This window comes from Allobosea sp. FG18 (genome assembly GCF_057809495.1).
Genome location: NZ_JBMDKB010000008.1, coordinates 1 through 25,835 on the forward strand (window position 1 = coordinate 1; position 25,835 = coordinate 25,835).

Below are 25,835 nucleotides of genomic sequence, written 5' to 3' on the forward strand. Positions count from 1 at the left end.
CGCTGTCCGGCCGGATCGAACAGCTCAACGCGCTGGTCGCAACCTTCAAGACCAACCGTGAGGCTGCAGGCCAGACGGCTTACGCCCAGCCGGCGACGGGACCGCGCGCCGTCAAGGCGCCGATGCGGGCGGCGCGGCCTGCTCCCGTTGCCGTGTCCGACTCCGGCGAGCCGGCGCGGCTGCGCCAGCTGGCCGAGGCCGCCTTCGTCCAATCCAAGGCCATGCCCGCCCCGCGCAAGGTCGCCAATGGCGGCAGCGGCCGGGCCAGCGACTCCGGATGGGAAGAGTTCTGAGGCAACAAGCCCCCGAACGGCTCGAACATGACTCGCGGCGCCCCAAAAGGGCGCCGTTTGTGTTTGCGGCCTCAACTGGTGCTCTTCGACTACGCTTTGAAACACGACGGTCATCCCGGGCGACCGCAGGGAGACCCGGGATCCATGCCTGAACCTTCATCGGAAGCGCTCCGGCATGGATCCCGGATCTCCCTGCGCTCCGTCCGGGATGACGTGCTCCTTTTGAGGATGCTGAGGGAAGCCCCCTCCGATCACCCCGGCAGCCGATAATCCCGGAACATCTCGCGCAGCTTCGTCTTCTGGATCTTGCCGGTCGCGGTGTGGGGGATGGCCTCGACCAGCACGACATCGTCCGGCAGCCACCATTTCGCGATCTTGCCGGTCATGAACGCCAGCATCTCCTCCTTGCCCGGCTTGCGCCCCGGCTTCGGCACGATCACCAGCAGCGGCCGCTCGTCCCATTTCGGATGGGCGACGCCGATCACCGCGGCTTCCGCGACATCGGGGTGCCCGACGGCGAGGTTTTCGAGGTCGATCGAGGAGATCCACTCGCCGCCGGACTTGATCACGTCCTTCGAGCGGTCGGTGACCTGCATGTAGCCGGCGGGATCGATGGTCGCGACGTCGCCGGTGTCGAAGAAGCCGTGATCGTCGAGGATACCGTCCTCGCTGCGGTAATAGGCGCCCGCGACCGCCGGCCCGCGCACCTTGAGCCGGCCGAAGGTCTTGCCGTCCCAGGGCAGGTCCGCGCCGGCATCGTCGGTGAGCCGGAACTCGACGGTGAAGGGAGGATGGCCCTGCTTGACCTTGAGATCGTAGAGCGCATCGCCCGAGAGCCCTTCATAGACCGGCTTCAGCGAGCAGAAGGAGCCGAGCGGGCTCATCTCGGTCATGCCCCAGGCATGGGCGACAGTGACGCCGTATTTGCGCTCAAAGGTCTCGGTCATCGCGCGCGGGCAGGCCGAGCCGCCGATGACGACGCGCTTCAGCGTCGAGAGCGTGCCGTTCGTCGCCTCCAGATGCTGGAGGAGGCCGAGCCAGACGGTCGGCACCGCCGCCGTCATGGTCACGCCCTCCTCCTCCAGCAACTGGTGCAGCGAGGGGCCGTCGAGCTTCGCGCCAGGCATGACCAGCTTGGCGCCGGTCATCGGCGCCGAATAGGCCAGCGACCAGCTATTGGCGTGGAAGAGCGGCACGACAGGCAGCACCGTGTCGCGCGCCGACAGGCCCATGAAATCCGGCGCGGCGCAGGCGAGCGCATGCAGCACGTTCGAGCGATGCGAATAGAGCACGCCCTTCGGCCCGCCGGTCGTGCCCGAGGTGTAGCAGAGCCCGGCCGCCGTATTCTCGTCGAAGCGACCCCAGGCGAAATCGTCGTCCGCCTCCGCCAGCCAATCCTCATAGGCGACGGCGTTCTTGAGACCGCATTGCTGCAGATGGGCAGCGTCGGTCAGGACGACATAGCGCTCGACGCTCGATAGCTTGTCCTGAAGCGCCTCGATCATCGGCACGAAGGTGAGGTCGAGGAAGAGCAGCCGGTCATGCGCGTGATCGACGATCCAGGCGATCTGCTCCGGGAACAGCCGCGGATTCACCGTATGCGTGATCGCGCCGATGCCGCTGATCCCGTACCAGAGTTCGAGATGGCGGTCGGTGTTCCAGGCGAGCGTCGCGACCCGGTCGCCGAGCGCAATGCCCTGGCGCTGGAGCCGCTTCGCAACCTTCAAGGCGCGGCTGCGGATCTCGACATAGCTGCGTCGCCTGAGGGCGCCATCCTCGACGGCGCGGCTCACGACCTCGCGCGTGCCGTGCTGAATCGCGGCGTGGTCGATGATGCGGTGGAGCAGAAGGGGCCAGTCCTGCATCAGGCCGAGCATGCGCATGTCCTCCCAGATCCGTTTTGCCGAGAGGATAGCGAGGGGCTTCCGGGAAAGGGAAGTCATCCCATCGAAGGCTCGCCTGCACGCGCGAGATGGTTTAGGTCTAATCCGTCAAAAGCGGGGGGAACGCCATGACCGCAGCGAAAGCCGTGCCGCAGGCAGCGACGGAACCGGACCGGGTCTGGTTCCGCTTCATGCGGCTGCACCAGCGCATGTTGATGCAGATGACCGGGCGCATCCGCACGCTCGGGCTCTCGATCCCGCAATTCGACCTGCTCTCGACCCTGACCGAGCAGGAGGGCATCAGCCAGAGCGAGCTGGCCGAGAAGCTCTATGTCACCAAGGGCAATGTCTCCGGCCTCGTCGACCGGCTGGTGCAGGCCGGTCTGGTCGAGCGCCGCGCCATCGCCGGCGACCGGCGCTCCTATGCGATGCACCTGACGTCGGAAGGCCGCCGGCTCGCCGAGGCCGGCATCGCCGCCCAGCGCGATTTCGTCGCCAGCACGCTCGGCAAGCTGAAGCCGGACGACCTCGCCGAGCTCGACCGGCTCGTGCTGCTCTGGCGCGATCTCGCCCGCGCCGTCGATGCCGAGTGAGCGGGCATGGCCGACGGCATCGATCTGACCGCCTCCGCCACCACGTTGCGCGCGGCGCTGCTCGCCCGCCGCTTCAGCGCCACCGATCTCCTTGAGGCGACCTTTGCCCGCATCGATGCGCTGAACCCGCGCCTCAACGCGATCGTTGCGCAGGATCGCGAGGCCGCCCGTGCGATGGCGAAAGCCTCGGATGAGCGCCTCGCCAACGGCACGGCTCGCCCGCTCGAAGGGCTGCCGATCACGATCAAGGATGCCTTCGACGTCGCCGGCCTGCCTTCATCGGGTGGACTGCCGGCCTATCGCGAGCGTGTCCCCACTGAGGATGCTGCCGCAGTCGCAAGGCTGCGGGCGGCCGGCGCGGTGATCATCGGCAAGACCAACGTCCCGGTCTTCTCCGGCGATTTCCAGAGCTACAATCCGGCCCATGGCGTGACCAACAATCCCTGGGACGAGACGCGCTCGCCCGGCGGCTCGTCGGGCGGTGCGGCGGTTGCGGTCGCCACCGGCATGAGCGCCTTCGAGCTCGGCTCCGATCTTGGCAGCTCGATCCGCTGGCCGGCCCATGCCTGCGGCGTCTTCGGCCTGAAGACGAGCTGGGGGCTGGTCTCGACCTGGGGTGCGATCCCGCCGCCGCCCGAGCGGCGCACGCTGCGCAATGTCGACCTGATGGTCGCCGGGCCGATCACCCGCGCCACTGAAGATCTCGACCTGACCCTGCCGGTGATCGCGGGACCGCGCGACACCGCCCTGCCCGGTCCCGCCCTGCCGGAGCCGCGACAGACTGGCGCGAAAGGCCTGCGCGTCGCTGTTTGGGCCGACGATCCCTTCGCGCCCGTCAATCGGGAGGTATCCGATGCCGTGCGCGAAGCGGCCCACCGCTTGGCCGAGGCGGGGGCAATCGTCGACGAGACGGCCCGCCCCTCGATCCGTTTCGCCGACGCGTTCGAGGTTTATGCGCTGCTGAACCATGCCGTCGTGGCCTATGGCCTGCCGCCGAAGGTGCGCGCCCGCATCCAGGCGCAAGCCGCGCGCTTCAGCCCGAACGACCTGTCGCATCAGGCTCTTCAGGCGCGCGGCGCGCGAATGACACCCGGCTTCTATCAGCAGATCGACCAGCGCCGCCGCGCCCAGAAGCGGCAATGGGCGAGCTTCTTTGCGCGTTACGACGTGGTGCTCTGCCCGCCGGCGCCCGTCGCCGCGATCCCGCACGACCATGGCCCGGATATCCATGCGCGGCGCCTGATCGTGAACGGCGAGCCGCGGCCCTATCTCGATTTCCTGCTCTGGGCGGCGCTGGCGACGGGAGCCGACCTGCCGGCGCTCTCGGCGCCGGTCACGCGCTCGCGCGACGGCCTGCCGCTCGGCGTCCAGATCATCGCGCCCTTCGGCGAGGACCGCACCGCCATCGCCGTCGGCGCGATGCTGGAGAAGCTGGGCGGTCGTTTCATCCCGCCGCCGGTCGCACCATAGGTCATTTCCTGAGAAACCACACCGTCATCCCGGGCTTGCCCCGGGATCCATCGAAAGGCGTCGTACTCAATGATGGATCCCGGATCTCCGCTTCGCTGCGTCCGGGATGACGCGCGCTTTCCCCCGGGGCTCGGCTTGTTTTCAGGCCGCGTGAGCGGCCCCTTCGCCCGTTTGGCGCGAAGCCTTTCCGTTGCGCTCGCCCTGCGGCAGAGTCTACCGTCCCTTGCATCAAAATCGCTCAACATTTGCGGTCAATTCAGATTACACTGGCAAGAATATTAAACAGAACCGGGAGCCCATCATGCTGTCGAATGTCGCCGTCAGGGATATCGAGACCCTCGTCCATCCCTATACCAACCTCGCCACGCATCGGCAGACGGGCCCGCTCGTGCTGGAAAGCGGCAAGGGCATCTATGTCTACGACTCCGCCGGCAAGGAATATATCGAGGGCATGGCGGGGCTCTGGTGCACCTCGCTCGGCTATTCCAACCAGGAACTGGTCGAGACCGCCTATGAGCAGATGAAGAAGCTGCCCTTCACCCATATCTTCGGCGGGCGCAGCCATGATCCGGCGATCGAGCTGGCCGAGAAGCTGAAGGAGATCGCCCCGGTTCCGATCTCCAAAGTGTTCTACGGCGCCTCCGGCTCCGACGCGAACGACACCCAGGTCAAGATCGTCTGGTATCTCAACAACGCGCTCGGCCGTCCGCAGAAGAAGAAGATCATCTCGCGGCTGAAGGGCTATCATGGCGTCACCGTCGCCTCGGCCTCGCTGACCGGCCTGCCGAACAACCATATCGATTTCGACCTGCCGCTGCCCGGCATCCTGCACACCTCCTGCCCGCACCATTACCGCTTCGCGGAGCCGGGCGAGAGCGAGCAGGATTATTCGTCGCGCCTCGCCGCCGAGCTGGAAGAGATGATCCTGCGCGAGGGGCCGGACACGGTCGCCGCCTTCATCGCCGAGCCGGTGATGGGCGCCGGCGGCGCGATCATCCCGCCGGAGGGCTATTTCGAAAAGATCAATGCCGTGCTCGCCAAGTACGACATCCTGTTCATCTCGGACGAGGTCATCACCGGCTTCGGCCGCACCGGCAAGATGTTCGGCACCGAGACCTACGGGCTCAACGCCGACTCGATCTCGCTCGCCAAGCAAATCACCTCGGCCTATTTCCCGCTCAGCGCCGTGATGATGAACGACAAGATCTATGACGTTCTGGTCGACCAGAGCCGCAAGATCGGTACCTTCGGCCATGGCAACACCTATGCCGGCCACCCGGTCGGCTGCGCCGTCGCGGTGAAGACGCTGGAAATCTACCAGCGCGAGAAGATCGTCGACCATGTCGAGAAGGTCTCGCCGACCTTCCTGCGCCGCCTCAGCAAGCTGAACGAGCATCCGCTCGTCGGCGAAGCCAAGGGCGTCGGCCTGATCGGCGGCGCCGAGCTGGTCAAGGACAAGCAGACCAAGGCCTCCTTCGAAGGCAAGAAGGGCGTCGGCGCCAAGGCCGTGGCCTATGCGCTGGAAGAGGGCTTCATCACCCGCGCCATGGGCGATCGCCTCGCCTTCTGCCCGCCGCTCGTGATCAACGAGGCCGAGATCGAGGAAATGTTCAACCGCTGCGAGCGCGCCCTCGACAAGACCCTGAACTGGGCCAAGGCCGAAGGCCTGCTGGCCTGAGCGCACCGACATCGCCAGAAGACACAAGGCCGGGCGGCAGCGCCCGGCCTTTTTCGTGTCCGGCAATGTGGCGAAATCCGGGATCACCGCCCGAAAACGCCACGAGCAGATCACAGAGGCGCCCCGGCGCCGTCCCGATCCGGCGTCAGACAAGCGCAGTCGGCAGGCGCGAGCCGCCGGCGCGAGGTCCACAGCTTGAGTAGAAGCCATGCTTCAACGCGACGCCCATTCCCCGACACCGGTCAGCAAGGGTTTCCACGACGCCACGGCGCGGGTGATCTATGCGACCTTCTTCCGCCCGATCGCACTTCAGGCGGTCGCCGCGGGAACCCGACAGATGTCACCTGCGTTGAAGCAGCACGGTGAAGCGCGCAAGGCCGAGTTGCCCGGCGTTCTCCGCCACGGTTTCTACGACTGAAACCTCCCCTTCGAGACCCTTCACTTGGCCGGTGCGGAGCTTGCTCTCACCGGCCTTTTTCTTGGGCTATCCCCAAGTTCACCCCAGAGCGAGCCCTTCGTCATTCCGGGGCATGCCGCAGGCATGAACCCGGAACCCACGACTGAGCGCAACGCTCGGCTTCACTGATCGGGCAAGCGCTCGCCCAGTCGTGGGTTCCGGGTTCTTCGCTGCGCGAAGCCCCGGAATGACAAAGGGGCTCAACCAAAAGCATACCCAAACGAAAACGGGCGGCCCCGAGGCCGCCCGCCGAATTCTCCGGATCGTCCGATCGCTCAGACGACGATGACCTTCGCGCCGACCGGCACGCGGTTGAACAGGTCGATCGCGTCGATGTTGCGCATCCGGATGCAGCCGGACGAGGCCGAGCGGCCGATCGTCTCCGGCTCGTTGGTGCCGTGGATGCGGTAGAGCGTGTCGTGGCCGTTCTGGTAGAGATAGAGCGCGCGCGCGCCGAGCGGGTTTTCCGGCCCGCCATTCATCCCGCCGGCAACCGGCTTCAGATGCGGCCAGCGCTTGACCATCTCGGCCGGCGGCGTCCAGCGCGGCCACTCGGCCTTGCGCTGCACGACGGCTTCACCGGTCCAACCGAAAGCCTCGTCACCGGTGGCGACGCCGTAGCGGATGGCCTTCTTGTTCGGCAGGACGAGATAGAGGAACTTCTCCTTCGTATCGACATAGACCGTGCCGGGCGGCTGCCCGGTCGGATCGGCGATCTCGTAGGGAAGATAGGGCAGGTAGGTGTCGAACTTGGGGACGAGCGCGATATATTCCGCGTCACGGGCTGACAGCTCCGGAGCAGCCACGCTCTTATACTGGCAGGCGCCCAACAGGGCCGACAGCGCCAGTGCAACGAAAGCGGTCTTCTTCATAGCCTCCACCCAGCCGACCCTAAGGCAGCCTTTATGATGAATCGAACGTTAACGCTTCGTGTCGCCAGAGCGCTTCCCCACGAGCGGCGGCTCGGCGAAGCACTAGGCCTCAAACGGCGATGGTGCAATCCGGTTCCCGCCGCACTGTCCAGAAGGGCGTTTGGCGTGGCAAAGCGGCCACGCATGGCGTTGCAGCCTGCCCTCATACAGGGATAGCCGGCTTTGACGACCTTGCTCTTCACCCATCCGGCCAGCCTCGCGCATGCGATGCCAGCGGGCCATCCCGAATGCGCCGACCGGATCAAGGCGGTCGAGAACGCGCTCGAAGCCGAGCGTTTCGCAGCACTGATTCGGTTGGAGGCGCCGCTCGGCACGCTCGATCAGGTCGCGCTTTGCCATCCGGAAGCCTATGCACGGGCGCTGATCGCATCCTCTCCTGCCGCCGGCTTCGTCCAGGTCGATGCGGACACGCTGATGTCGCCCGGCACGATCGAAGCGGCGCTGCGCGGTGTCGGCGGCGCGGTCGCCGCCGTCGATGAGGTCATGACCGGCAAGGCCCGCAACGCCTTCGTCGCGATGCGCCCGCCCGGCCACCATGCCGAGCGCGAGCGTGCCATGGGCTTCTGCTTCTTCAACCATGCCGCGATCGCGGCGCGTCACGCGCAGAAGGCGCATGGGGCGGAGCGCGTCGCCATCGTCGACTGGGATGTGCATCACGGCAACGGCACGCAGGACATCTTCTGGGACGATGCCTCGGTGCTCTACGCCTCCGTGCATGAGATGCCGCTCTATCCCGGCACAGGCTCTGCCATGGAGCGCGGCACGCAGGGCACGATCGTCAACGCCCCCTTGCGGGCCGGGGACGGTTCCGACGAATTCCGTGAAGCCTTCGAGACGGTGGTCCTGCCGCGACTCGATGCGTTCCGCCCCGATCTCGTGGTGATCTCGGCCGGGTTCGACGCGCATTGGCGGGACCCGCTCGCCGACCTCAACCTGCGCGAGACCGATTTCGCCTGGGCGACGCAAAAGCTGATGGAGACCGCCGACCGCCATGCCGGCGGCCGGATCGTCTCGGTGCTGGAGGGCGGCTACGATCTCGACGCGCTGGCGAAATCGACAGCCGCCCATGTCTCGGCGCTGATGGAAGGTTGAACGCAGCCGAACTCCCATTCCGCGTCAACAAGCACGAGTCATCCCGGACGGAGCGAAGCGACGATCCGGGATCCATGCCTGAGCCTTTATCGGAAACGCTCCGGAATGGATCCCGGATCTCCCTTCGGTCGCCCGGGATGACCCGCGCTTTCTGTTAGCGACTATTCGAGCGGCGCCGTCCCGGCGATCTCGATGCCGAAGCCGGACAGACCGACGAAGGAGCGCGGCGAGGAGGCGAGGTTCACGATCGAGCGGACGCCGAGATCGCGCAGGATCTGCGCGCCCAAGCCGACCTCGCGCCATTGCTGGCTGCGCAGCGCGTCGGAATTCTCGTCATCGACGGGCTTGATCGGCACGCCGGCGCTGCCGTCGCGCAGATAGATCAGCACGCCCTTGCCTTCCTGCTGGAAGCGACGCAGCGCGCACTGGATCGAGCCGGCGCCGCCGAGCACGTCGGCGACGACATCGGCACGGTGCAGACGAGCCGGCACCTTCTCGCCATCGCCGAGCTTGCCCATGACGAAAGCGAAATGCTGGGTGCTGTCGAAGGGCGTGACATAGACATGGCCGGTCACGTCGCCGAACTCGGTCTTGACCGGGAAGGAATGCACCCGCTCGACCAGCTTCTCGCGCGACTGGCGATAGGCGATCAGGTCGGCGACAGTGATCTGCTTCAAGCCATGCTTCTCGGCGAAGGCCGTGATCTGCGCGCCCTTCATCACCGTGCCGTCGTCATTGGCGAGCTCGCAGATGACGCCGACCTGCGGCAGGTCGGCGAGCTTGCAGAGGTCGACGGCCGCTTCTGTATGGCCGGAGCGCATCAGAACGCCGCCGTCCTTGGCGATGAGCGGGAAGACATGGCCGGGCCGGACGAAATCGGCGGCGCCCATGTTGCCGTTGGCGAGCGCGCGGACCGTGTTGGTGCGCTGCTCGGCCGAAATGCCGGTGGTCAGCCCGTGCTTGACGTCCACCGTGATGGTGAAGGCGGTGCCGAGCGGGGCGTCGTTCGACGAGACCATCGGGTCGAGCCGCAGGCGCCGTGCCTCGGCAGCTGTCAGCGGCGCGCAGACGATGCCGCAGGTGTTACGGATGATGAAGGCCATCTTCTCCGGCGTGCAGAGGGAGGCAGCGACGATGAGATCGCCCTCGTTCTCGCGATCGTCGTCATCGGTGACGATGACGATCTCGCCGCGGGCGAAGGCATCGATGGTCTCGGCGACATTGTTGGACATGGCAGCCTCGCGCGGCCCGGACAGGCCGAGGAAATCATTGGGGGTGACCGCGCCGCCGGTGGCGGCGGTGATGCGCTCGGCGCTTTCGCGGGAAATCCAGGCAGCGGGATCGTTGCAAAGCGCGGTCACGCTGGCCGGCGACAGGCCGACCTGTTTCGCGAAGGCGCTGCGCGCGATCTTGTTCTGCCGGAGCCAGGCGTCGAGCTTCATGCCGTGAAGCTAATACGGCGCCGCTTCATCCGCAATGAATGATCGACGCATTTTCAGTATTGCTGAAATGCAAGATGCTGAACCGTCATGCTCGCCCTTGTGGCGAGCATCCACGTCTTGACCACCACCTTCGATAAACGAAGGCGTGGATGATCGGGACAAGCCCGACCATGACGCCTTCCGTCACTCCTGGAACGGCCAGCGCGGCTCGACGACGCCGACCTGCCCGCGATGGCGCAGATACTGGTCGGCCAGCACGCAGGCGACCATCGCCTCGCCGACCGGCACGGCGCGGATGCCGACGCAGGGGTCGTGGCGGCCCTTGGTGAACATCTCGGCCTCGCCGCCGGTGCGGGTCACGGTCGCGCGCGTCGCCAGGATCGAGGAGGTCGGCTTGACTGCAAACCGCGCGACGATCGGCTGGCCGGTCGAAATGCCGCCAAGGACGCCGCCAGCATGGTTCGAGAGGAACAGCGGCTTGCCGTCATTGCCGGCGCGCATCTCGTCGGCATTCTCCTCGCCGGAGAGTTCGGCCGCGCCAAAGCCTTCGCCGATCTCGACGCCCTTGACCGCGTTGATGCTCATCAGCGCGGCGGCGATCTCGGAATCGAGCTTGCCGTAGATCGGGGCGCCCAGCCCCGGCGGCACACCTTCCGCGACGATCTCCAGCACGGCGCCGATCGAGGAGCCGGACTTCCTGATACCATCGAGATAGCCCTCGAAGAAGGCAGCGGCCTTGGCGTCCGGGCAGAAGAAGGGGTTGCGGCCGACCTCCTCCCAGTCCCAATTGGCGCGGTCGATCTTGTGCGGCCCCATCTGGACGAGTGCGCCGCGCACGATCATGCCGGGAACGACCTTGCGGGCGATGGCTCCGGCGGCGACGCGCATCGCCGTCTCGCGCGCCGAGGAACGCCCGCCGCCGCGATAGTCGCGGATGCCGTATTTGACGTCATAGGTGTAGTCGGCATGGCCGGGCCGGTACTTGTCCTTGATGTCGGAATAGTCTTTCGAGCGCTGGTCGACATTGTCGATCAGGAGCCCGATCGAGGTGCCGGTCGTGACCTGAACGCCGTCGCTCTCGCGGGCGAAGACGCCGGAGACGATACGGACCTCGTCCGGCTCCTGGCGCTGCGTGGTGAAGCGCGACTGGCCGGGCCGGCGGCGGTCGAGATCGCCCTGGATGTCGGCCGCGGTCAGCGGCAGCAGCGGCGGGCAACCATCGACGACGCAGCCGATGGCGGGCCCATGGCTCTCGCCGAAGGTAGTGACGCGGAAGAGATGGCCGAAGCTGTTATGCGACATGGGAGCCCGATTGCGTTTCCTACCGGCTCTTAAGCCGGATCGGCGCGCGGCGAAACCCCGCAAGGGTCGCGATGGTCATTGACAAGGCCGGGCGCTACCGGCTTCAAGCACGGCCATGAGCCGGACGCCCAGCCCTTCGCGCTCCTGGCGCCCCGGGAGCCCCATCATCGCGGGAGCCTAGCCCCGAGCCGCCCGGCAGGGCCGCTTCGGGGTCGATCCGGCTTTCGACCAGCCTGCCCGCAGGCGGCGAGCCACGCGTTTTCCGACATCGACAGGCTTCCGCATCGAAGCCATCCGCCGCCGAGCATGGCAGCGACCGGCCGTTGCCGTTCAAGCGCGGGCGGCCGGCGCGCCTGCCCGCGCTGCCGCGAGCCATACCAGACTCATCATGAGATTTCTTCGCAAGCGTACCGCCCCCGCATCGACGGCAACCGTCAGCCTTGCCCGCGCGCTGTCGAAGCTCGGCTATTGCTCCCGGACGCAGGCCGAGAAGCTGGTGCGCGAGGGGCGCGTCACGGTCGACGGTCGCGCCGCGCTCCACCCCGAATTGCGCCTCGATCTGCAGCGGGCGCGGCTGGCGGTCGACGGCCAGCCGGTGACGGCGGCGCGCCGCATCTACCTGATGCTCAACAAGCCGCGCGGCATGGTGACCACGGCCAGCGACCCGGAAGGGCGCCGGACCGTCTATGCCTGCCTGGAAGGGCTCGACCTGCCGCATCTCGCCCCGGTCGGCCGTCTCGACATGGCGAGCGAGGGCCTGCTGCTGATGACCAACGATACGCGCTGGGCCCAGCGCATCCTCGATCCCGCTTCCGGGGTCGACAAGACCTACCATGTCCAGATCGACCGTGTGCCGGACGAGACCTTCATGGCCCGGTTGCGGCAGGGAGCGGTCGACGGAGACGAAGTGCTGTCGATCCGCTCGGCCGCGCTGCTGCGCTGCGGAGAGCGCAATGCCTGGATCGAGATGGTGATCGACGAAGGCCGCAACCGGCAGGTCAGGCGGATCGTCGAGGCGGCCGGCGCCGAGGTGCTGCGTCTCGTGCGGGTCAGGATCGGAGCGCTCGCGCTGGGCGAACTCGCCAAGGGCGCCATCCGCGAGCTGCGCCCCGAAGAGACGGCCCTGCCGCTTGCCGGCGCCCTCACCGGCAAGCGTGGTGTCGACGCAAGCTGAGCAGCAGCCTGCGGATCAGTGCGCCGGCCCCTTCGCCGGCGCCGCAGGCGCGCCCTCCCAGCGCGTATGCGCCGGCAGGTTCTCGCCCTTCATGATGACGGTGAGCAGGCCGATCTGGGCGTAATCGCCGACATGAGTGTCGTAGAGCACGGTCGCGCCCGCGCCGACGCAGACGCCCTTGCCCAGCCGCACGCGGCCGACCTTCATCACCCGGTCCTCGTAGAGGTGGGTCTGCAGGGCCGAATGGGCGTTCACCGTGCAGAAATCGCCGACCTTGATGCAGTCGAACTCGGTGATATCCGTCGAATCGAGCCAGACGCCCTTGCCGTATTTCGCGCCGAACAGCATCAGGAACCAGGGCAGGAACGGCGTGCCGCGCAGATAGTCGAACAGCACCTTGCCGCCGAGGCCCCAGTACATCACCGCGACGGCCTCGGTGCGCATCGCCCACCACGACCACATCGGCTTCATCACGGGCCGATAGACGCCCATCATCAGCCATTTGACGGCGGCGCAGATCAGCGCCTGCACGATGGCGATCGCCATGGCGACGCCCATGAAGGAGAGGACGAGCCCGACCCAGTCGCCCTCGTTGATCTTCTGCTGCAAGACCATGTCGACCGCGATCGTGCCGAAGGTGATGAACAGCATCGCCGGGAACGAGGTGTGCAACGCCTCGAAGACGCCGCGCCCGAACTGCTTGGCGAAGGAGGGCTTGTAGGTCCAGTCGGCGCCGAGATCGACCTTCTGCCGCGTCGGCAGGCAGATCGGCGGCGAGCCGAACCAGGTCTCGCCCGGCTGCATGCGGTCATTGGCCGGAGGTTTCGACTTGATGCCGATCAGGACGCGGTCGGGAATGACGGCGCCCGGCGGCACCACCGCGTCGTTGCCGACGAAGACCTGATCGCCGGTGCGCGTCGCGTCGAGGCGCATATAGCCGCGGCGCATGTCCTCATCGCCGAAGACGACCTCGTCGGCGATGAAGTTGCCGGCGCCGATCCCGGTCAGGTCATAGCGCCCGGAGAGATTGGTCGAGATCTCCGCGCCCTTGCCAATCTGCGCGCCCATCAAACGGTACCAGGCGCGCATGTAGATCGTGGCGAAGAGCGAGGAGAGCGTTTCCAGCGTGACCTCGGTCGCCAGGGCTACCGTCCATTTGCGGGCATAGAAGCCGGAATGGATCGAGTAGGAGCCGGAGGTCACGCGCGGCAGGATCGCCCAGCGCAGGGCCGCCATCAGCAGCACGGTGAAGGCGATCAGGCCGATCGCGGTCGGCCAGGTCAGCAGCGGCAGGAACCAGAGATAGCTGATATCGGTCCAGCCGGCGATGAAGTAGTCGATCTTGTCGAACAGCCAGAAGGCCGGGAAGATCGGCAGCAGGCTGACCGGCGGCAGCACGATCAGCATCAGGATGTAGAACGCCGTCATCAGCGCGCGCCGGCCGGGCGAAGCCTCGGCCTGCGGCGGCAGGGCCGCGACATCGACCATGCCGATCTTGCGGCCGGGCGTGCCGTCCCAGATCTCGGCCTCGCCGACATGGGCGCCGGGCGGAATCGCGGTGAGGTCACCGATCTCGGCATGATCGCCGATCACCGAGCCATGGCCGAACACGACCGAAGCACCGGCGGAGACGTCCTTGCCGATGGTGATGCGGCCGATCACCAGCTTGTCGCCGATCGCCTCGCCATTGGCGAAGGTGGTCTTGGAGCCGAAGGTCGTGAAATCGCCGATCTCGATCAGGTCGATGGCGCCGGCCTCGTAATCGGAGATGATGACGTCGCGCCCGACCTTGGCGCCGAGCAGGCGCCAGTAGAAGCGCATCACCGGCGTGCCCTGCAGCCACTTGATATGCACGAGGCCCGCGACGCGCGCAGCGAACCACCAGCGGAAGTAGTAGACGCCCCAGAGCGGGTAGATTCCGGGCCTGGTCCGGCCGAGCACGAGCCATTTCAATGCGATCGCGATGAGGCCGGTCACCACGACGATGCCGACATAGACGCCGAGCAGCGCGGCGATCTGGCCGGGCAGGGACAGGTCCTCGCCCGAGATGATCATGTAGGTGACGAAGACGCCGAGCCATTGGGCCGTGGAGAGCCCGATGATCACCGGCAGCGCCACGGCCTGGGCGAGACCGCAGAGAAAGCGGCGCAGGAAGGGCGGCGGGGTGAAGGACAGATCCTCGGCCGCGGCGACGCCACGCTCGTCGAGAAGGGCTGCCATCGCCCTCAGCGTGCGGGCGGCGTAGACGTCCTGCAGGGTGATGCCGGCATAGGCCGGCGTCTCGCGCACGATCGAGATGAAGCGTGCGGCGAGCAGCGAATGGCCGCCGAGATCGACGAAGAAATCCGCCTCCAGCGGCAGGCTCGCCGTGCCGAGCACGCGCTTGGCGGCCTCCAGCAGCGCGGCCTCGGTCGCATTGCGCGGCGGCTCCTGCTCGCCCTCGGCGCTCGGCGCCGTCAGCGGCGCCGCCTTGAGCATCTTGCGGTCGACCTTGCCGGAAACCATCCGCGGCAGGGAGCCGGCAGCCTCGAAATGCGCCGGCACCATATAGGGCGGCAGCTTCTCGCGCAGCGCCGCCCTGAGCGCCGGACCGTCGACCGCGACGCCGGGCTCGGGCACGACGAAGGCGACGAGCCGCTCGATGCTGTCATCGGTGCGCAGCACGACCGCCGCCTGCGCCACGCCGGGTTCGTCGGCGAGCTTCGACTCGATCTCGCCGAGCTCGACGCGGAAGCCGCGGATCTTGATCTGGTCGTCGATGCGGCCGTGGAAGACGATGTTGCCGTTCTCGTCGAGGCTGACGGCATCGCCCGAGCGGTAGAGGATCGGATCGCCCCCGCCCGCGACGCTGGCGAAGGGGTTGGCGATGAACTTCTCGGCCGTCAGCTCCGGCCGGCCGTGATAGCCCTTGGCCACACCGGGTCCGCCGATCAGCAACTCGCCCTGCTCGCCCGGCTGGACGAGGCGCAGGTCCTCGCTGACGACATAGGCGGTGTAGTTCGGGATCGGCTTGCCGATGGTGACGGTCTCGCCGGGCACGACTTCGGCCGCGGTCGCCACCACCGTCGCCTCGGTCGGACCGTAGGTGTTCAGGATGCGCCGGCCCGGCTTCGACCATTTCTGCACGATCGCCGGCGGCAGCGCCTCGCCGCCGAGCAGGATCAGCTTCAGCGAGGGCACGTCGGCCGGCAGGATGCCGAGCAGCGTCGGCACGGTATCGATGATGGTGACGCCGGCCTGGTTGAGGATCGTCGGCAGCTTCTCGGCATCGCCCATCATCTCCGGCGAGGCGACGAACAGCGTCGCGCCGACGAGATAAGGCGTCCAGATCTCCTCCATCGAGAGATCGAAGGCGACCGAGGCGCCCTGGAACGCGACATCCTCCGGCCCGAAGCCGTAGAGCGCGTTTCCGGAACGCAGGAAATGGCAGATATTGCGGTGGCTGATGACGATCGCCTTGGGCGTGCCCGTCGAGCCGGAGGTGTAGATCAGATAGGCGGGGTGATCCGGGGTCAGGCCCGCCGGGCGCGCCGGCGGCTCCGTCCCGTCCGCACCGGCGGCCAACCCGTCCGGCGTCCAGACCTTGCGGCCGGTATCCTCGGCGCGCACGACCCAACCGGCGCAGGTGACGAGGCCCTTGGCGTCGGCATCGTTCAGGCAGGTCGCGATGCGCTCGACCGGCGCCTCCGCATCGAAGGGAATCCAGGCGGCACCAGCCCGCGTGATCGCGATCTGCGCGACGAGAAGGTCGATGCCACGCGGCATCCACAGGCCGACCATGTCGCCCGGGACGATGCCGGCAAGCTGGAGGCCGCGCGCCTGGCGCCCGGCTTTCGCCCAGACCTCTGCATAGGTCAGGCGGCGATCGAGATCAGTCAGCGCCGGATGGTCGGGGCGGAGCGCGGTCGTCGCCGCGAAAATCTCGGCCAGCACCTCGTCCCGAATCAAATCGGGACGCTTCTCGCCGGCCAGCATGGCGAGGGGATTGGCGGCAGCCGCGTCAGACGCCGCCGACAGCTTCGTCATATCGTTCATCGCGCCCCGCTGCGCTGAAAGGCCCGTCGCTGATGCCGCGGCAGACCCTGCCTTCGGCCCTGTGGCGCCTTATCACGCACCTTGTGAAGAAAACCGGAATCGTCGCTCCCGCATCGCGAGACCCGCGTGAGCCCCCCGGCCGGGCAGGCCGCCGCATCACGCTGTCTCGCTAGCATATTCTCCCTGCAAAATCACGCGTGAACCCGCGATGAATACCCCTTCGGCCGGCTGCGAACCCAGCTAAAGGCAACTCAGAGCCAGTCCGCCTTGTTCCCGCTGACGACGAGCAGCTTGCCTTGCCAGATCTCGACCATCGAGGCCTCGCGCGGCGCCACCGCGCCGACAAGCGCCAGAACCGCACGCGCGACGCCACCATGGCTGACGATCACCGTCTCGCGGGTGAGTTCTTCCAGAACAGGGCGAATGCGCTCGGCCAGCATGCGGTAGCTCTCGCCGCCCGGCGGCACGAAGCCCCATTTGTCACGCTCGCGCAGATGCGCCTGCTCGCGCTCCGCCTTGCGGATATCGCGCCAGGTAAAGCCTTCCCACTCGCCGAAAGTGAGCTCGCGCAGACGGTCGTCGATACGGTATTCGCCAGCCGGCAAGCCGAGCTCGCGCCGGAGGATGTCCATGGTCTCGCGCGCCCGCTGCATCGGCGAGCCGATATAATCGAGATCGGCGTAAGCCGGCTCCAGCGCCTTCAGCCGGCCGGCAGCCTCGGCAGCCTGACGACGGCCGAGATCGTTCAGCGGAATGTCCTGCCCACCCTGCAGGCGGCCCTCCCGGTTCCAGTCGGTTTCGCCATGACGGACGAGGATGAGACGGTGAGGCAGCGAGAGCGGGACCATATGGGGCTTCTGCACGCTGGCACCGACAGGGTCAAAGCTCTTCCCCACGCTTTCCGCCGATGGCGACAATCAGCCGCTTTCTGTGGCCGAATTTACACGGGCTGTGTATAGCGCCCTTGCCCAATCACCGGCGGAACCGCATGCCCCCTGCCCTCACCTTGCCCGACGGCCGCAACCTCGCGCTTCCCGCGATGCCGCTCGTCATGGGCATCGTCAACATCACGCCCGATTCGTTCTCGGATGGCGGGCTTCTGGCGAATGCCGAGGCGGCGATCGCCCATGGCGCGCGCCTTGCCGCCGAAGGCGCGAGCATCGTCGATATCGGCGGTGAATCGACGAGGCCCGGCCATGCCGCCGTCGATGCCGCGACCGAGCTGGGGCGCGTGCTGCCGGTCATCGCCGGCCTGAAGGCGCGGATCGACACGCCGATCTCGATCGACAGCTACAAGGCCGAGGTGGCGGAAGCCGCGCTCACTGCGGGCGCCGCGATCGTGAACGACGTTTGGGGCGCACAGCGCGACCCGCGCATCGCCGAGGTCGCGGCACGGGCCGGCGCTCCGATCATCCTGATGCATAATCGCGAGACGGTGGATGCCGCGCTCGACATCTTCGACGAGGTGCTGCGCTTCCTCGAACGCTCGATCGCGATCGCGACAAAGGCCGGCGTGCCGCAGAGCCAGATCGTCGTCGACCCCGGCATCGGTTTCGGCAAGACGGCGCGCCAGAATCTCGACCTGATCCGCCATCTCGACCGGCTCGCCGTGCTCGGCTGTCCGATCCTGCTCGGCGCCTCCCGGAAATCGACCCTCGGGCGCATCACTGGCCGCGAAGTTCCGGCCGAGCGGCTCGCCGCCAGCATCGCCGCGCATCTCTACGGCGCGAGCCGCGGCGCCGCCATCATCCGCGCCCATGACGTCGCGCCGCATATCGACGCGCTCAAGACCTGGGCGGCCATCGAAGACAGCATGAAAGCAGACCTGTGAGCGAAACCGGCCGCATCCTGATCGAGAAACTCGATATCTACGCCTATCACGGCTTCTTCTCGGAAGAGGAGCGGCTCGGCCAGCGCTTCGTCCTCGACCTCGTGCTCGACGTCGATCTGCGCGCGGCCGCCGCCAGCGACCGCCTGGCCGACACCGTCGATTACGGCCGCGCCGTCACGATCGTGGCCGAGGCCTTCACGGCCCGCCGCTATCACCTGCTGGAAGGCGCCGCGCGAGCCGTGGCGCTGGCGATCTTCGACGCATTCGCCCCTGTCGAGGCCGTCGAGGTCACGCTGCGCAAGCCCGCGCCGCCGATTCCGGCGACGCTCGGCTCGGTCGGCATACAGTTGAGGTTCCAGCGTGAAGGTTGAGGCCGCACTCGCCTTCGGCGGCAATATCGGCGACCCCGTCGCGGCCTTCGCCGCGGCGCTGAAGGGGCTGAGCGCCCATCCGGACGTCACGCTCGGCCGGCTGTCCTCGATCTATCGCACGCCGCCCTGGGGCAAGACCGACCAGCCGGAATTCCTCAACATGGCCGTGCTGGTCGAGACTACGCTGCAGCCGCAGGATCTGCTCGCCTTCTGCCTGGAGCTGGAGCGTGCCGGCGGCCGCGAGCGCCGCGAACGCTGGGGGCCGCGCACGCTCGATATCGACATCCTGACCTATGGCGAGGCGATCATCGACCAGGCGCGCCTGCAGATCCCGCATCCGCGGATCCCGGAGCGCGCCTTCGTGCTGACGCCGCTGGCCGAGATCCTGCCGCAACGCCGGATCGGCGGGCGCAGCGTGGCCGAGCTGCTCGCCGCTGCCACAGACGAAACGATCCGCCGCGACGAGGCCGCGACGGATCGGTTGAAGGCTCTGCTGGAAGCTTAGCTCACCACTTCGACTCCGGGTCGAGCAGGCGGATGCTGCCTGCCGCTCCGGGAAGCGGGGTCACTCGCCCTTGTCGAGGGAGATATCCGGCGCGGTCGGCACCTTCATGCCGACGACATGATAGCCGGCGTCGACATGCATGATCTCACCGGTGATGCCGCGCGACATGTCGGAGACGAGGAAGACCGCGGTCTCGCCGACCTCCTCGATGGTGACCGTGCGCCGCAGCGGCGAGTTGTACTCGTTCCAGCGCAGGATGTAGCGGAAATCGCCGATGCCAGAGGCAGCCAGCGTCTTGATCGGGCCGGCCGAGATCGCGTTGACGCGGATCTTCGAGGGGCCGAGATCGGCAGCAAGATACTGCACGCTCGATTCCAGAGCGGCCTTGGCGACGCCCATGACGTTGTAATGCGGCATCCACTTCTCGGCGCCGTAATAGGTCAGCGTCAGCAGCGAGCCGCCATCGGGCATCAGCTTCTCGGCGCGCTGGGTGATCGCGGTGAAGGAATAGCAGGAGATCAGCAGCGACTTGGAGAAATTCGCCTCGCTGGTCTCGACATAACGGCCGGTCAATTCGTCCTTGTCGGAGAAGGCGATGCAGTGGACGACGAAGTCGAGCTTGCCCCAGAGCTTCTCGATCTCGGCGAAGACCGCGTCGATCGTGGCGCCGTCCGTGACGTCGCAATGGCCGACGACATGGCCGCCGAGCTCCCTGGCGAGCGGCTCGACCCGCTTCTTCAGCGCGTCGCCCTGATAGGTGAAGGCGAGCTCCGCGCCGGCGTCGGCCGCGGCCTTGGCAATGCCCCAGGCGATGGAGCGGTTGTTCGCGACGCCCATCACGAGCCCGCGCTTGCCCTTGAGGAGATTGGCGGTCGGCGAAACGGCGTTGGAATCAGGCATGGGAAACCCGCAGATGAACGATGAGCAGGTCTCTTAGAACAGTCGCAGAGAAACGGGAACCGCTTTGATGCCCGCCTCCACGGCTGAATCATGCATGAAGGCGCGATCCGCGGCCTGTGCGCCCCGTTTTCGGCTGCGTCGGCGTCTGAGCCGGCTCAGTTCGCCTCATCCCGCGCCTTCATCAGAGCGGTGAGTTCGGCGTCGCTCGCCGGCATCTCGATATCGATGGCGACGAAGAGATCGCCGACCGCCCCCTTCTCGCCCTTGAGGCCCTTGCCGCGCAGCCGGAACTGCCGGGCCGTGCCGGTCATCGGCGGGATGTTCATCTCGACGGCGCCCGTCAGGGTCGGCACATGCAATGGGCCGCCCAGCACCGCCTTGGCGAGCGGCACCGCGACGCGGGTGCGCAGGTCGTTGCCATCGACGATGAAGCGGGAATCCGGCTTGATCTTGATCGTCATCATCACGTCGCCGGTCTCGCCCGAGAACGCATCGGTCTGGCCGAGCCCGCGCAGGCGCATGACCTTGCCGTCGCTCACCCCCTCGGGGATGGTGATCTCGACCTCGCGGCCGCCCGGCAGCTTGACCCGGCGCGTGCCGCCGGTGGCAGCCTGCGCCAGCGTGACCTCCAGCGTGAAGCTCTGCTCCGGCGGCTTCTGCGGCTCAGGCTTGCCGCGCGCACGCCGACCGGCCTCGCCGAAGAGCGAGGAGAAGATGTCGGAGGCATCGAAGCCGGCATCGCCCGCCCCGCCGCCCGGGCCGGCGCGGCCGCCGAAGGGATGGCCGCCGCCCTGGCCGAAATTGAACTCGAAGCCGCCGCTGCGCCCACCGCGGCCGGCGCCCATCCCCTCGAAGCCCTGGAAGCGCGGCTTGCCTTCGGCATCGATCTCGCCACGGTCGAACTGCTTGCGCTTGGGCTCGTCGCCCAGGATCTCATAGGCGGTGTTGAGCTCGGCGAACTTGTCCTGCGCCTTGGGATCCTCCCGGTTGCGGTCCGGGTGCAGCTCCTTGGCGCGGCGGCGGAAAGCCTTCTTGATTTCCGCGTCGCTCGCGCCGCGGGCGACGCCCAGAACCTGATAGGGATCGCGCATCCAAAACCTCGTTTCCACGCAAAATCGAACGGCCGGCGCGAGAGCCGCCAGCCGTCCGTCTCGCCCTATGTGGGGGCGGTGTGGCGCGTGCGCAACACCTCTTCGACGCCGTTCTGCACCCGGTGAAGCAACGAGGCAAGCGGCGTGAAAAGCCCGGGGTGTCGCCTCAGCCCAGGTCCTTCCAGGGGCCCATGTCCTTGACCGCCCATTCGCCGCCCGAAGGGCGGCAGGCCGTGCGCTGCAGCTTGACCGGCTTCGCCTGCGTCTGGACGCTGGCGATGAAGGCACGGCAGATCTCGTCGGAGCGCAGGAACGGGCCGCCGACGGGGATGAAGGAGCCTTTGATGCCGGTCTGGGGATTGTCCCAGGAAACGGCGGCACCATTGCCCTGGGGATCGAGCGCGACGCCCATCGCGCCGTCGGCGCGGCGCATGTCCTCCGGCCCGAGATCGGAGGAGAGGCCGGCAAGCGCGCCGGACCGGTCGCCGCCGCGCACCGGCAGGATCGCCGAGGTCGTCGCGACTTCGTCCTCGCTTTTGCTCGACAGACCGAGAATCGGGAAGGAGACCGAGCAGCCAGCGCTGAACGCGGCCAGCAGCACGACGGCAGCCAGCGGGCGCATGGGGGCTGCGCAACGGTTGAGGCTTTGGAACGCCCCCGCCCCTGCCCTATATAAACCAGCCGCCCGAATCCGGATCACTTCTGCGCTCGCCCAACGCCATCTCTCACTGACCGAGGATTAGAACGTGCAACCGTTAACGAGCGGTGACTTCACCGAGGAAAACGAGCCTTTCACCTTGTTCCAGAAGTGGTTGGACGAGGCGACGAAATCCGAGCCGAACGACCCGACCGGCATGGCGCTCTCGACCGTCGACGCCGACGGCATGCCGAACAGCCGCATGGTGCTGCTCAAAGGCCACGGGCCGGACGGTTTCGTGTTCTACACCAACACCGAAAGCCAGAAGGGCCAGGAACTGCTGGGCCAGCCCAAGGCCGCCGCCCTGTTCCACTGGAAGAGCCTGCGCCGGCAGATCCGTATCCGCGGCACGGTGACCCAGGTCACCGACGCCGAGTCGGATGCCTATTACCAGTCCCGCCCGCGCGACAGCCGCATCGGTGCCTGGGCTTCACAGCAGTCGCGCCCGCTGGAGAGCCGCTTCGCGCTGGAGAAGGCGGTAGCGAGCTACACCCTGAAATTCGGCATCGGCGAGATTCCGCGCCCGCCCTACTGGCGCGGGTTTCGCATCACCCCGACCTATATCGAGTTCTGGCGCGACGGCGCCTTCCGCCTGCATGACCGCATCGTCTTCCGCCGCGACGCATCCGACGCGCCCTGGACGAAGACGCGCTTCTATCCCTGAGGAAATCAGCCCCATGGCGATGCCCAAATTCGATTTCCCGAAGACCGAGGCCGGCAAGCGCCCGGTGATGCTGCTGACCGGGGCGAGCCGCGGCATCGGCCATGCAACGGTGATGCAGTTCGCCATGGCGGGCTGGCGCATCCTGTCCTGCTCGCGCCAGGCCTTTTCCGACAAGTGCCCCTGGCCGTCGGGCGCCGACGACCATGTCCAGATCGATCTCGGCGACCCCGAGGACACGATGCGCGGCATCGCCGAGATCAAGAAGCGACTCGCCGCCGAAGGCGGCAAGCTGCATGCGCTGGTCAACAATGCCGGCATCTCGCCGAAGGGGCGCAATGGCGAGCGGCTCGGCGCCGCCACCACCTCCTTCAACGACTGGCACAAGGTTTTCCAGGTCAATTTCTTCGCGCCGATCATGCTGGCGCGCGGATTGCTCGACGAACTCACCGCCGCCAAGGGCGCGATCGTCAACGTCTCCTCGATCGCGGGCTCGCGGGTCCACCCCTTCGCCGGGGCGGCCTATGCGACCTCGAAGGCGGCGCTCGCCAGCCTGACCCGCGAGATGGCCGCCGATTTCGGTCCGCTCGGCGTGCGCGTCAACGCGATCTCGCCCGGCGAGATCGACACCTCGATCCTGTCGCCCGGCACCGAGAAGATCGTCGCGACCCTGCCGATGCAGCGGCTCGGCAAGCCCGACGAGGTCGCCAAGGCGATCTATTTCCTGTGCACGGACGCCTCGAGCTACGTCACCGGCTCGGAGCTGCACATCAATGGCGGGCAGCACGTTTGACGGTGGTCGGCACCCATGAGTGAGGACGGCGGCCAGGTCATCCGCTTCCCCACGCCCGGCCGGGCGGCGGCGCGGCCGGTGCTGGCGGCTTCCGTCGCGGTCTTCCGTGACGGCAAGGTGCTGCTGGCGACGCGCACCAAGCCCCCGGCCGACCAGCTCTGGTCGCTGCCGGGCGGCAAGGTCGAGGCCGGCGAGACGCTTGAGGAAGCGGCCCTGCGCGAGCTGGAGGAAGAGGTCGGCGTCAGCGCTCGCATCCTCGGCTTCAACCGCCATGTCGAGATCTTTGGCCGCGACGGCAAGCGCGCCGTGACCCATCATTTCGTCGTCGCTTCCTTCGTCGGCGAATGGCTCTCGGGCGAGCCGCGCACGGGGCCGGAGGCCGGGGCGGTGATGTGGGCCGATCCGCTGAAGCTCGGCGGGCTCGCGACCACGCGCGAACTCGGCGACGTGCTGCGGCGCGCCCATCAGATTTTCACAGCGGGTGTGCCCGTATGAGATCCCGGCGTCGCCATCGGGCGCTCCTGATCGCCCTGCTCCTGATGCCGCTCACGGCGCAAGCGCAGCAGCGGCCCCAGCAGCCGGCCGCGAAGCCTCCCGCGGCCAAGCCGGCCGAGCAGCCCACGCCGGAACCGGCAGGCCCGCCCTATGAGCCGCAGCTCCTGCAATTATCCGAGATCATGGGCTCGCTCGCCTATCTCAGGACGCTTTGCGGCGGCCGGGAAGCGCAGGACTGGCGCGCCCGGATGGCGGCGCTGATCGAGGCCGAGGGCCGGACGCCACAGCGGCGAGACCGGTTAACCGCAGCCTTCAATCGCGGCTTCAAGGCCTATTCCCTGACGCATCGCTCCTGTACCGAGGCCAGCCAGGAAGCCTCCTCCCGCCTCGCGGCCGAGGGCGAGGTGCTCTCGCGGGCGCTCGCCGGGCGCTATGGCGGATAGGCAACAGCTGTTGCCGTAACGCGTCTTCCACCGGATTTTCCCGGTCGCGTTAACCTTTCTTAAAGGCCACGGTAGCGTGCCGCTCTGGCACGGCTTATGTCTTGAGCATCGCCCAAACGTCGCGATCCGGAGCAGAAGCGCCGCGATTCGCGCCAGACAGAAGGCTCAAGAGTCCCGTTTCGATGCCGATCCAGCCAGACGACACGATGCTCGACCCGAATCTCGCCGAGGACCATGGCGACGTCCGCCGCGTAGCTTATGGCTATGTCGAGGACGCCTTCGCCGAGGCGCAGCAGGACGGGCTCGATTCCGACGCCATGGCTCATGCCGCCCTGTTCGCGGCCCTGCGCACGCTGGTCGAGACCTATGGCGAGGATGCGACCGCGACCTTCGCCGAGACGCTGGCCGACAAGGTCCGCTGCGGCGCCTTCACCTGCGGCACCCGCCACTGAGCCGATGCCTCAGGGCGTCGCTGCCGGCTTCGCCCGCACAGCTTCGATGATCCGCAGGACGGCCGCGCTCTCGCCGAGAGGCATCTCCGCGCAAGCGACTTTTCCCGCACGAATCGCCGCCATCGCCGCTTCCGCCTGGAATTGAAGGCCGTTGCCGGCGAAGGCGTAGCCCTCGCTGACCCGCCCTGACCGAGGCATACGGTCTAGCAGGCGCGCCACGCCCCCCGCTCCGCGCTCATAGGCTGCCACTGCACGGCCGGCTTCGGCATACCAGCTCAATCGCTGGGCCTTCAGGAACGGCGCCTCGAAGATCACTCCGCCGCGCTCGCCCTCGACCAGCAGCCGGTTCGTGCCGTCCCGGTCGAAGCCGCAGGACAGCTCTGCGATCGCAGCCGGATAATCCAGCCGGAAACTGCTGCGCCGGTCGACACCGGTTCCGGCCGCAAGCCAGCTTCCGTCTACGGCCGTTGGCTCACCCAGCAGATGCAGCGTCAACGACAGCGGATAGACGCCGAGATCGAACGCTGCGCCGCCGCCCAGGGCGGGATCGAAGAAGCGGCTGCCCGGCTCCTCGGAATGGAGATAGGAGAGATCGGCACGGATGCGCCGGACCTTGCCGATGCGGCCCGCGGCGATCTGCTCGCGCGCCCGACGCACCGCCGGCAGGAAGCGGCTCCAGAGCGCCTCCATCGCGAAGACGCCATGCTCGCCTGCCGCCCGCGCGATCGCCTCGACATCGGCGCTTGCCAACGCGATCGGCTTCTCGATCAGGACGGGCTTGCCGGCGGCGATGGCTTTGAGCGCCTGCGCGGCATGGAGATGGTTGGGCGTCGCGATATAGACCGCCTCGATCGCCGGATCGGCGATGAAGGCGGCCTCGTCGTCATAGGCCCTCGCCTCGCCGAAACGCGCGGCGAAGCCCTGCGCCTTCTCCAGCGACCGTGAATGCACGGCCGCGACACGCGCCTGCGGCAACAGGCCGAGATCGGAAGCGAAGAGCCCGGCGATGGCGCCGGTGCCCATGATCCCCCAGCCGAATGGCTTGTCCTGCGCCAAGCGCCCCTCCCTCGCTGGCGACGAGCGATAACGGAGGGGCGTTAAGGCCGGGTGAGCGCGACGTCGTTTGCCCCGTCCGCGGTCCGCAAAAACACGCCGTCGTCCCGGGCTTGTCCCGGGATCCATCGAAAGGCGCTGCGCTCTACGATGGATCCCGGAGCTCCGCTGCGTTCCGTCCGGGATGACACC

At 67.5% G+C, this 25,835-nt stretch carries 25 protein-coding genes; 15 read left to right on the forward strand and 10 right to left on the reverse strand.

Annotation, left to right across the window (positions count from 1 at the left end; genetic code table 11):
* Positions 1-293, forward strand: a 293-nt coding sequence (locus ACODTJ_RS10735) for a hypothetical protein (protein ID WP_488848662.1), incomplete at its 5' end; no start/stop codon positions are given.
* A gap of 251 nt (positions 294-544) precedes the next feature.
* Here the strand turns inward: ACODTJ_RS10735 and ACODTJ_RS10740 are convergent.
* A complete protein-coding gene (locus ACODTJ_RS10740; RefSeq protein WP_454659055.1) occupies positions 545-2,170 on the reverse strand; it encodes a long-chain-fatty-acid--CoA ligase in 1,626 nt (541 codons plus the stop codon).
* Positions 2,171-2,304: 134 nt separating this feature from the next.
* Here ACODTJ_RS10740 and ACODTJ_RS10745 point away from each other — a divergent pair, with 134 nt between their 5' ends.
* The 4 genes from ACODTJ_RS10745 (at position 2,305) to ACODTJ_RS10760 (ending at position 6,335) form a co-directional block, all read left to right on the forward strand.
* Positions 2,305-2,769 carry a MarR family winged helix-turn-helix transcriptional regulator gene (locus ACODTJ_RS10745; RefSeq protein ID WP_454658408.1) on the forward strand — a complete coding sequence of 155 codons (465 nt, stop codon included), beginning with the start codon at positions 2,305-2,307 and terminating at the stop codon, positions 2,767-2,769.
* 6 nt (positions 2,770-2,775) lie between these two features.
* Entirely contained in the window at positions 2,776-4,239 is a 1,464-nt protein-coding gene (locus ACODTJ_RS10750) for an amidase (protein ID WP_454658409.1), read from the forward strand.
* Between the two features lie 301 nt (positions 4,240-4,540).
* On the forward strand, positions 4,541-5,917 hold the full coding sequence (locus tag ACODTJ_RS10755; protein WP_454658410.1) for an aspartate aminotransferase family protein: 1,377 nt from the start codon (positions 4,541-4,543) through the stop codon (positions 5,915-5,917).
* Positions 5,918-6,125: 208 nt separating this feature from the next.
* On the forward strand, positions 6,126-6,335 hold the full coding sequence (locus tag ACODTJ_RS10760; protein ID WP_454658411.1) for a hypothetical protein: 210 nt from the start codon (positions 6,126-6,128) through the stop codon (positions 6,333-6,335).
* Between the two features lie 314 nt (positions 6,336-6,649).
* Here ACODTJ_RS10760 and ACODTJ_RS10765 read toward each other — a convergent pair whose 3' ends face one another.
* Complete coding sequence (locus tag ACODTJ_RS10765) at positions 6,650-7,246, reverse strand: L,D-transpeptidase (RefSeq protein ID WP_454658412.1); 597 nt, start codon at positions 7,244-7,246, stop codon at positions 6,650-6,652.
* 222 nt (positions 7,247-7,468) lie between these two features.
* On the opposite strand from ACODTJ_RS10765, the gene ACODTJ_RS10770 reads away from it, so the two are divergent.
* Complete coding sequence (locus ACODTJ_RS10770; RefSeq protein WP_454658413.1) at positions 7,469-8,398, forward strand: histone deacetylase family protein; 930 nt, start codon at positions 7,469-7,471, stop codon at positions 8,396-8,398.
* 161 nt (positions 8,399-8,559) lie between these two features.
* Here ACODTJ_RS10770 and ribB read toward each other — a convergent pair whose 3' ends face one another.
* Both ribB and aroC read right to left on the reverse strand, forming a co-directional pair.
* On the reverse strand, positions 8,560-9,840 hold the full coding sequence (gene ribB / locus ACODTJ_RS10775) for a 3,4-dihydroxy-2-butanone-4-phosphate synthase (RefSeq protein WP_454658414.1): 1,281 nt from the start codon (positions 9,838-9,840) through the stop codon (positions 8,560-8,562).
* 183 nt (positions 9,841-10,023) lie between these two features.
* Positions 10,024-11,142 (reverse strand): chorismate synthase, encoded by a 1,119-nt coding sequence (gene aroC / locus ACODTJ_RS10780; RefSeq protein WP_454658415.1) that lies wholly within the window; start codon positions 11,140-11,142, stop codon positions 10,024-10,026.
* A gap of 388 nt (positions 11,143-11,530) precedes the next feature.
* Between aroC and ACODTJ_RS10785 the strand changes: the two genes are divergently transcribed.
* Positions 11,531-12,316 (forward strand): pseudouridine synthase, encoded by a 786-nt coding sequence (locus ACODTJ_RS10785; protein ID WP_488848667.1) that lies wholly within the window; start codon positions 11,531-11,533, stop codon positions 12,314-12,316.
* A gap of 15 nt (positions 12,317-12,331) precedes the next feature.
* Here the strand turns inward: ACODTJ_RS10785 and ACODTJ_RS10790 are convergent, their stop codons facing one another.
* A complete protein-coding gene (locus tag ACODTJ_RS10790; RefSeq protein WP_488848669.1) occupies positions 12,332-16,351 on the reverse strand; it encodes a Pls/PosA family non-ribosomal peptide synthetase in 4,020 nt (1,339 codons plus the stop codon).
* 251 nt (positions 16,352-16,602) lie between these two features.
* Positions 16,603-17,214 carry a histidine phosphatase family protein gene (locus ACODTJ_RS10795; RefSeq protein WP_488848672.1) on the reverse strand — a complete coding sequence of 204 codons (612 nt, stop codon included), beginning with the start codon at positions 17,212-17,214 and terminating at the stop codon, positions 16,603-16,605.
* A gap of 125 nt (positions 17,215-17,339) precedes the next feature.
* Between ACODTJ_RS10795 and folP the strand changes: the two genes are divergently transcribed.
* Genes folP through folK form a run of 3 tightly spaced genes read left to right on the forward strand, consistent with a single transcriptional unit; the run spans position 17,340 to position 19,058 of the window.
* Positions 17,340-18,182, forward strand: a complete 843-nt coding sequence (gene folP / locus ACODTJ_RS10800) for a dihydropteroate synthase (protein ID WP_488848674.1) — start codon at positions 17,340-17,342, stop codon at positions 18,180-18,182.
* Complete coding sequence (gene folB / locus ACODTJ_RS10805; RefSeq protein ID WP_488848676.1) at positions 18,179-18,553, forward strand: dihydroneopterin aldolase; 375 nt, start codon at positions 18,179-18,181, stop codon at positions 18,551-18,553. The genes folP and folB overlap by 4 nt, the downstream gene beginning before the upstream one ends.
* Positions 18,543-19,058, forward strand: coding sequence for a 2-amino-4-hydroxy-6-hydroxymethyldihydropteridine diphosphokinase (gene folK / locus ACODTJ_RS10810; RefSeq protein WP_488848679.1), 516 nt, complete (start codon positions 18,543-18,545; stop codon positions 19,056-19,058). Before folB ends, folK begins: the two co-directional genes overlap by 11 nt.
* Positions 19,059-19,118: 60 nt before the next feature.
* Here the strand turns inward: folK and fabI are convergent, their stop codons facing one another.
* From fabI to ACODTJ_RS10825, 3 genes are all read right to left on the reverse strand, one after another.
* Complete coding sequence (gene fabI, locus ACODTJ_RS10815) at positions 19,119-19,958, reverse strand: enoyl-ACP reductase FabI (RefSeq protein WP_488848681.1); 840 nt, start codon at positions 19,956-19,958, stop codon at positions 19,119-19,121.
* Positions 19,959-20,113: 155 nt separating this feature from the next.
* Entirely contained in the window at positions 20,114-21,049 is a 936-nt protein-coding gene (locus ACODTJ_RS10820; RefSeq protein ID WP_488848683.1) for a DnaJ C-terminal domain-containing protein, read from the reverse strand.
* A gap of 166 nt (positions 21,050-21,215) precedes the next feature.
* The gene (locus ACODTJ_RS10825) at positions 21,216-21,671 is read right to left on the reverse strand and encodes an RT0821/Lpp0805 family surface protein (RefSeq protein WP_488848685.1); all 456 of its coding nucleotides are present in this window, start codon (positions 21,669-21,671) and stop codon (positions 21,216-21,218) included.
* Positions 21,672-21,795: 124 nt separating this feature from the next.
* On the opposite strand from ACODTJ_RS10825, the gene pdxH reads away from it, so the two are divergent.
* From pdxH to ACODTJ_RS10850, 5 genes are all read left to right on the forward strand, one after another.
* Positions 21,796-22,410: a pyridoxamine 5'-phosphate oxidase gene (gene pdxH / locus ACODTJ_RS10830; RefSeq protein ID WP_488848687.1), complete on the forward strand. Its 615-nt coding sequence runs from the start codon at positions 21,796-21,798 to the stop codon at positions 22,408-22,410.
* 67 nt (positions 22,411-22,477) lie between these two features.
* Positions 22,478-23,200 carry an SDR family NAD(P)-dependent oxidoreductase gene (locus ACODTJ_RS10835; protein WP_488848873.1) on the forward strand — a complete coding sequence of 241 codons (723 nt, stop codon included), beginning with the start codon at positions 22,478-22,480 and terminating at the stop codon, positions 23,198-23,200.
* Positions 23,201-23,215: 15 nt separating this feature from the next.
* A complete protein-coding gene (locus ACODTJ_RS10840; RefSeq protein WP_488848689.1) occupies positions 23,216-23,695 on the forward strand; it encodes an NUDIX hydrolase in 480 nt (159 codons plus the stop codon).
* Positions 23,692-24,138, forward strand: a complete 447-nt coding sequence (locus ACODTJ_RS10845; RefSeq protein WP_488848691.1) for a TIGR02301 family protein — start codon at positions 23,692-23,694, stop codon at positions 24,136-24,138. Before ACODTJ_RS10840 ends, ACODTJ_RS10845 begins: the two co-directional genes overlap by 4 nt.
* A 182-nt stretch (positions 24,139-24,320) precedes the next feature.
* Entirely contained in the window at positions 24,321-24,590 is a 270-nt protein-coding gene (locus tag ACODTJ_RS10850; protein WP_488848693.1) for a hypothetical protein, read from the forward strand.
* A 9-nt stretch (positions 24,591-24,599) separates the two neighbouring features.
* Here ACODTJ_RS10850 and ACODTJ_RS10855 read toward each other — a convergent pair whose 3' ends face one another.
* Complete coding sequence (locus tag ACODTJ_RS10855) at positions 24,600-25,613, reverse strand: Gfo/Idh/MocA family protein (protein WP_488848875.1); 1,014 nt, start codon at positions 25,611-25,613, stop codon at positions 24,600-24,602.
* Between the last annotated feature and the right edge of the window lie 222 nt (positions 25,614-25,835).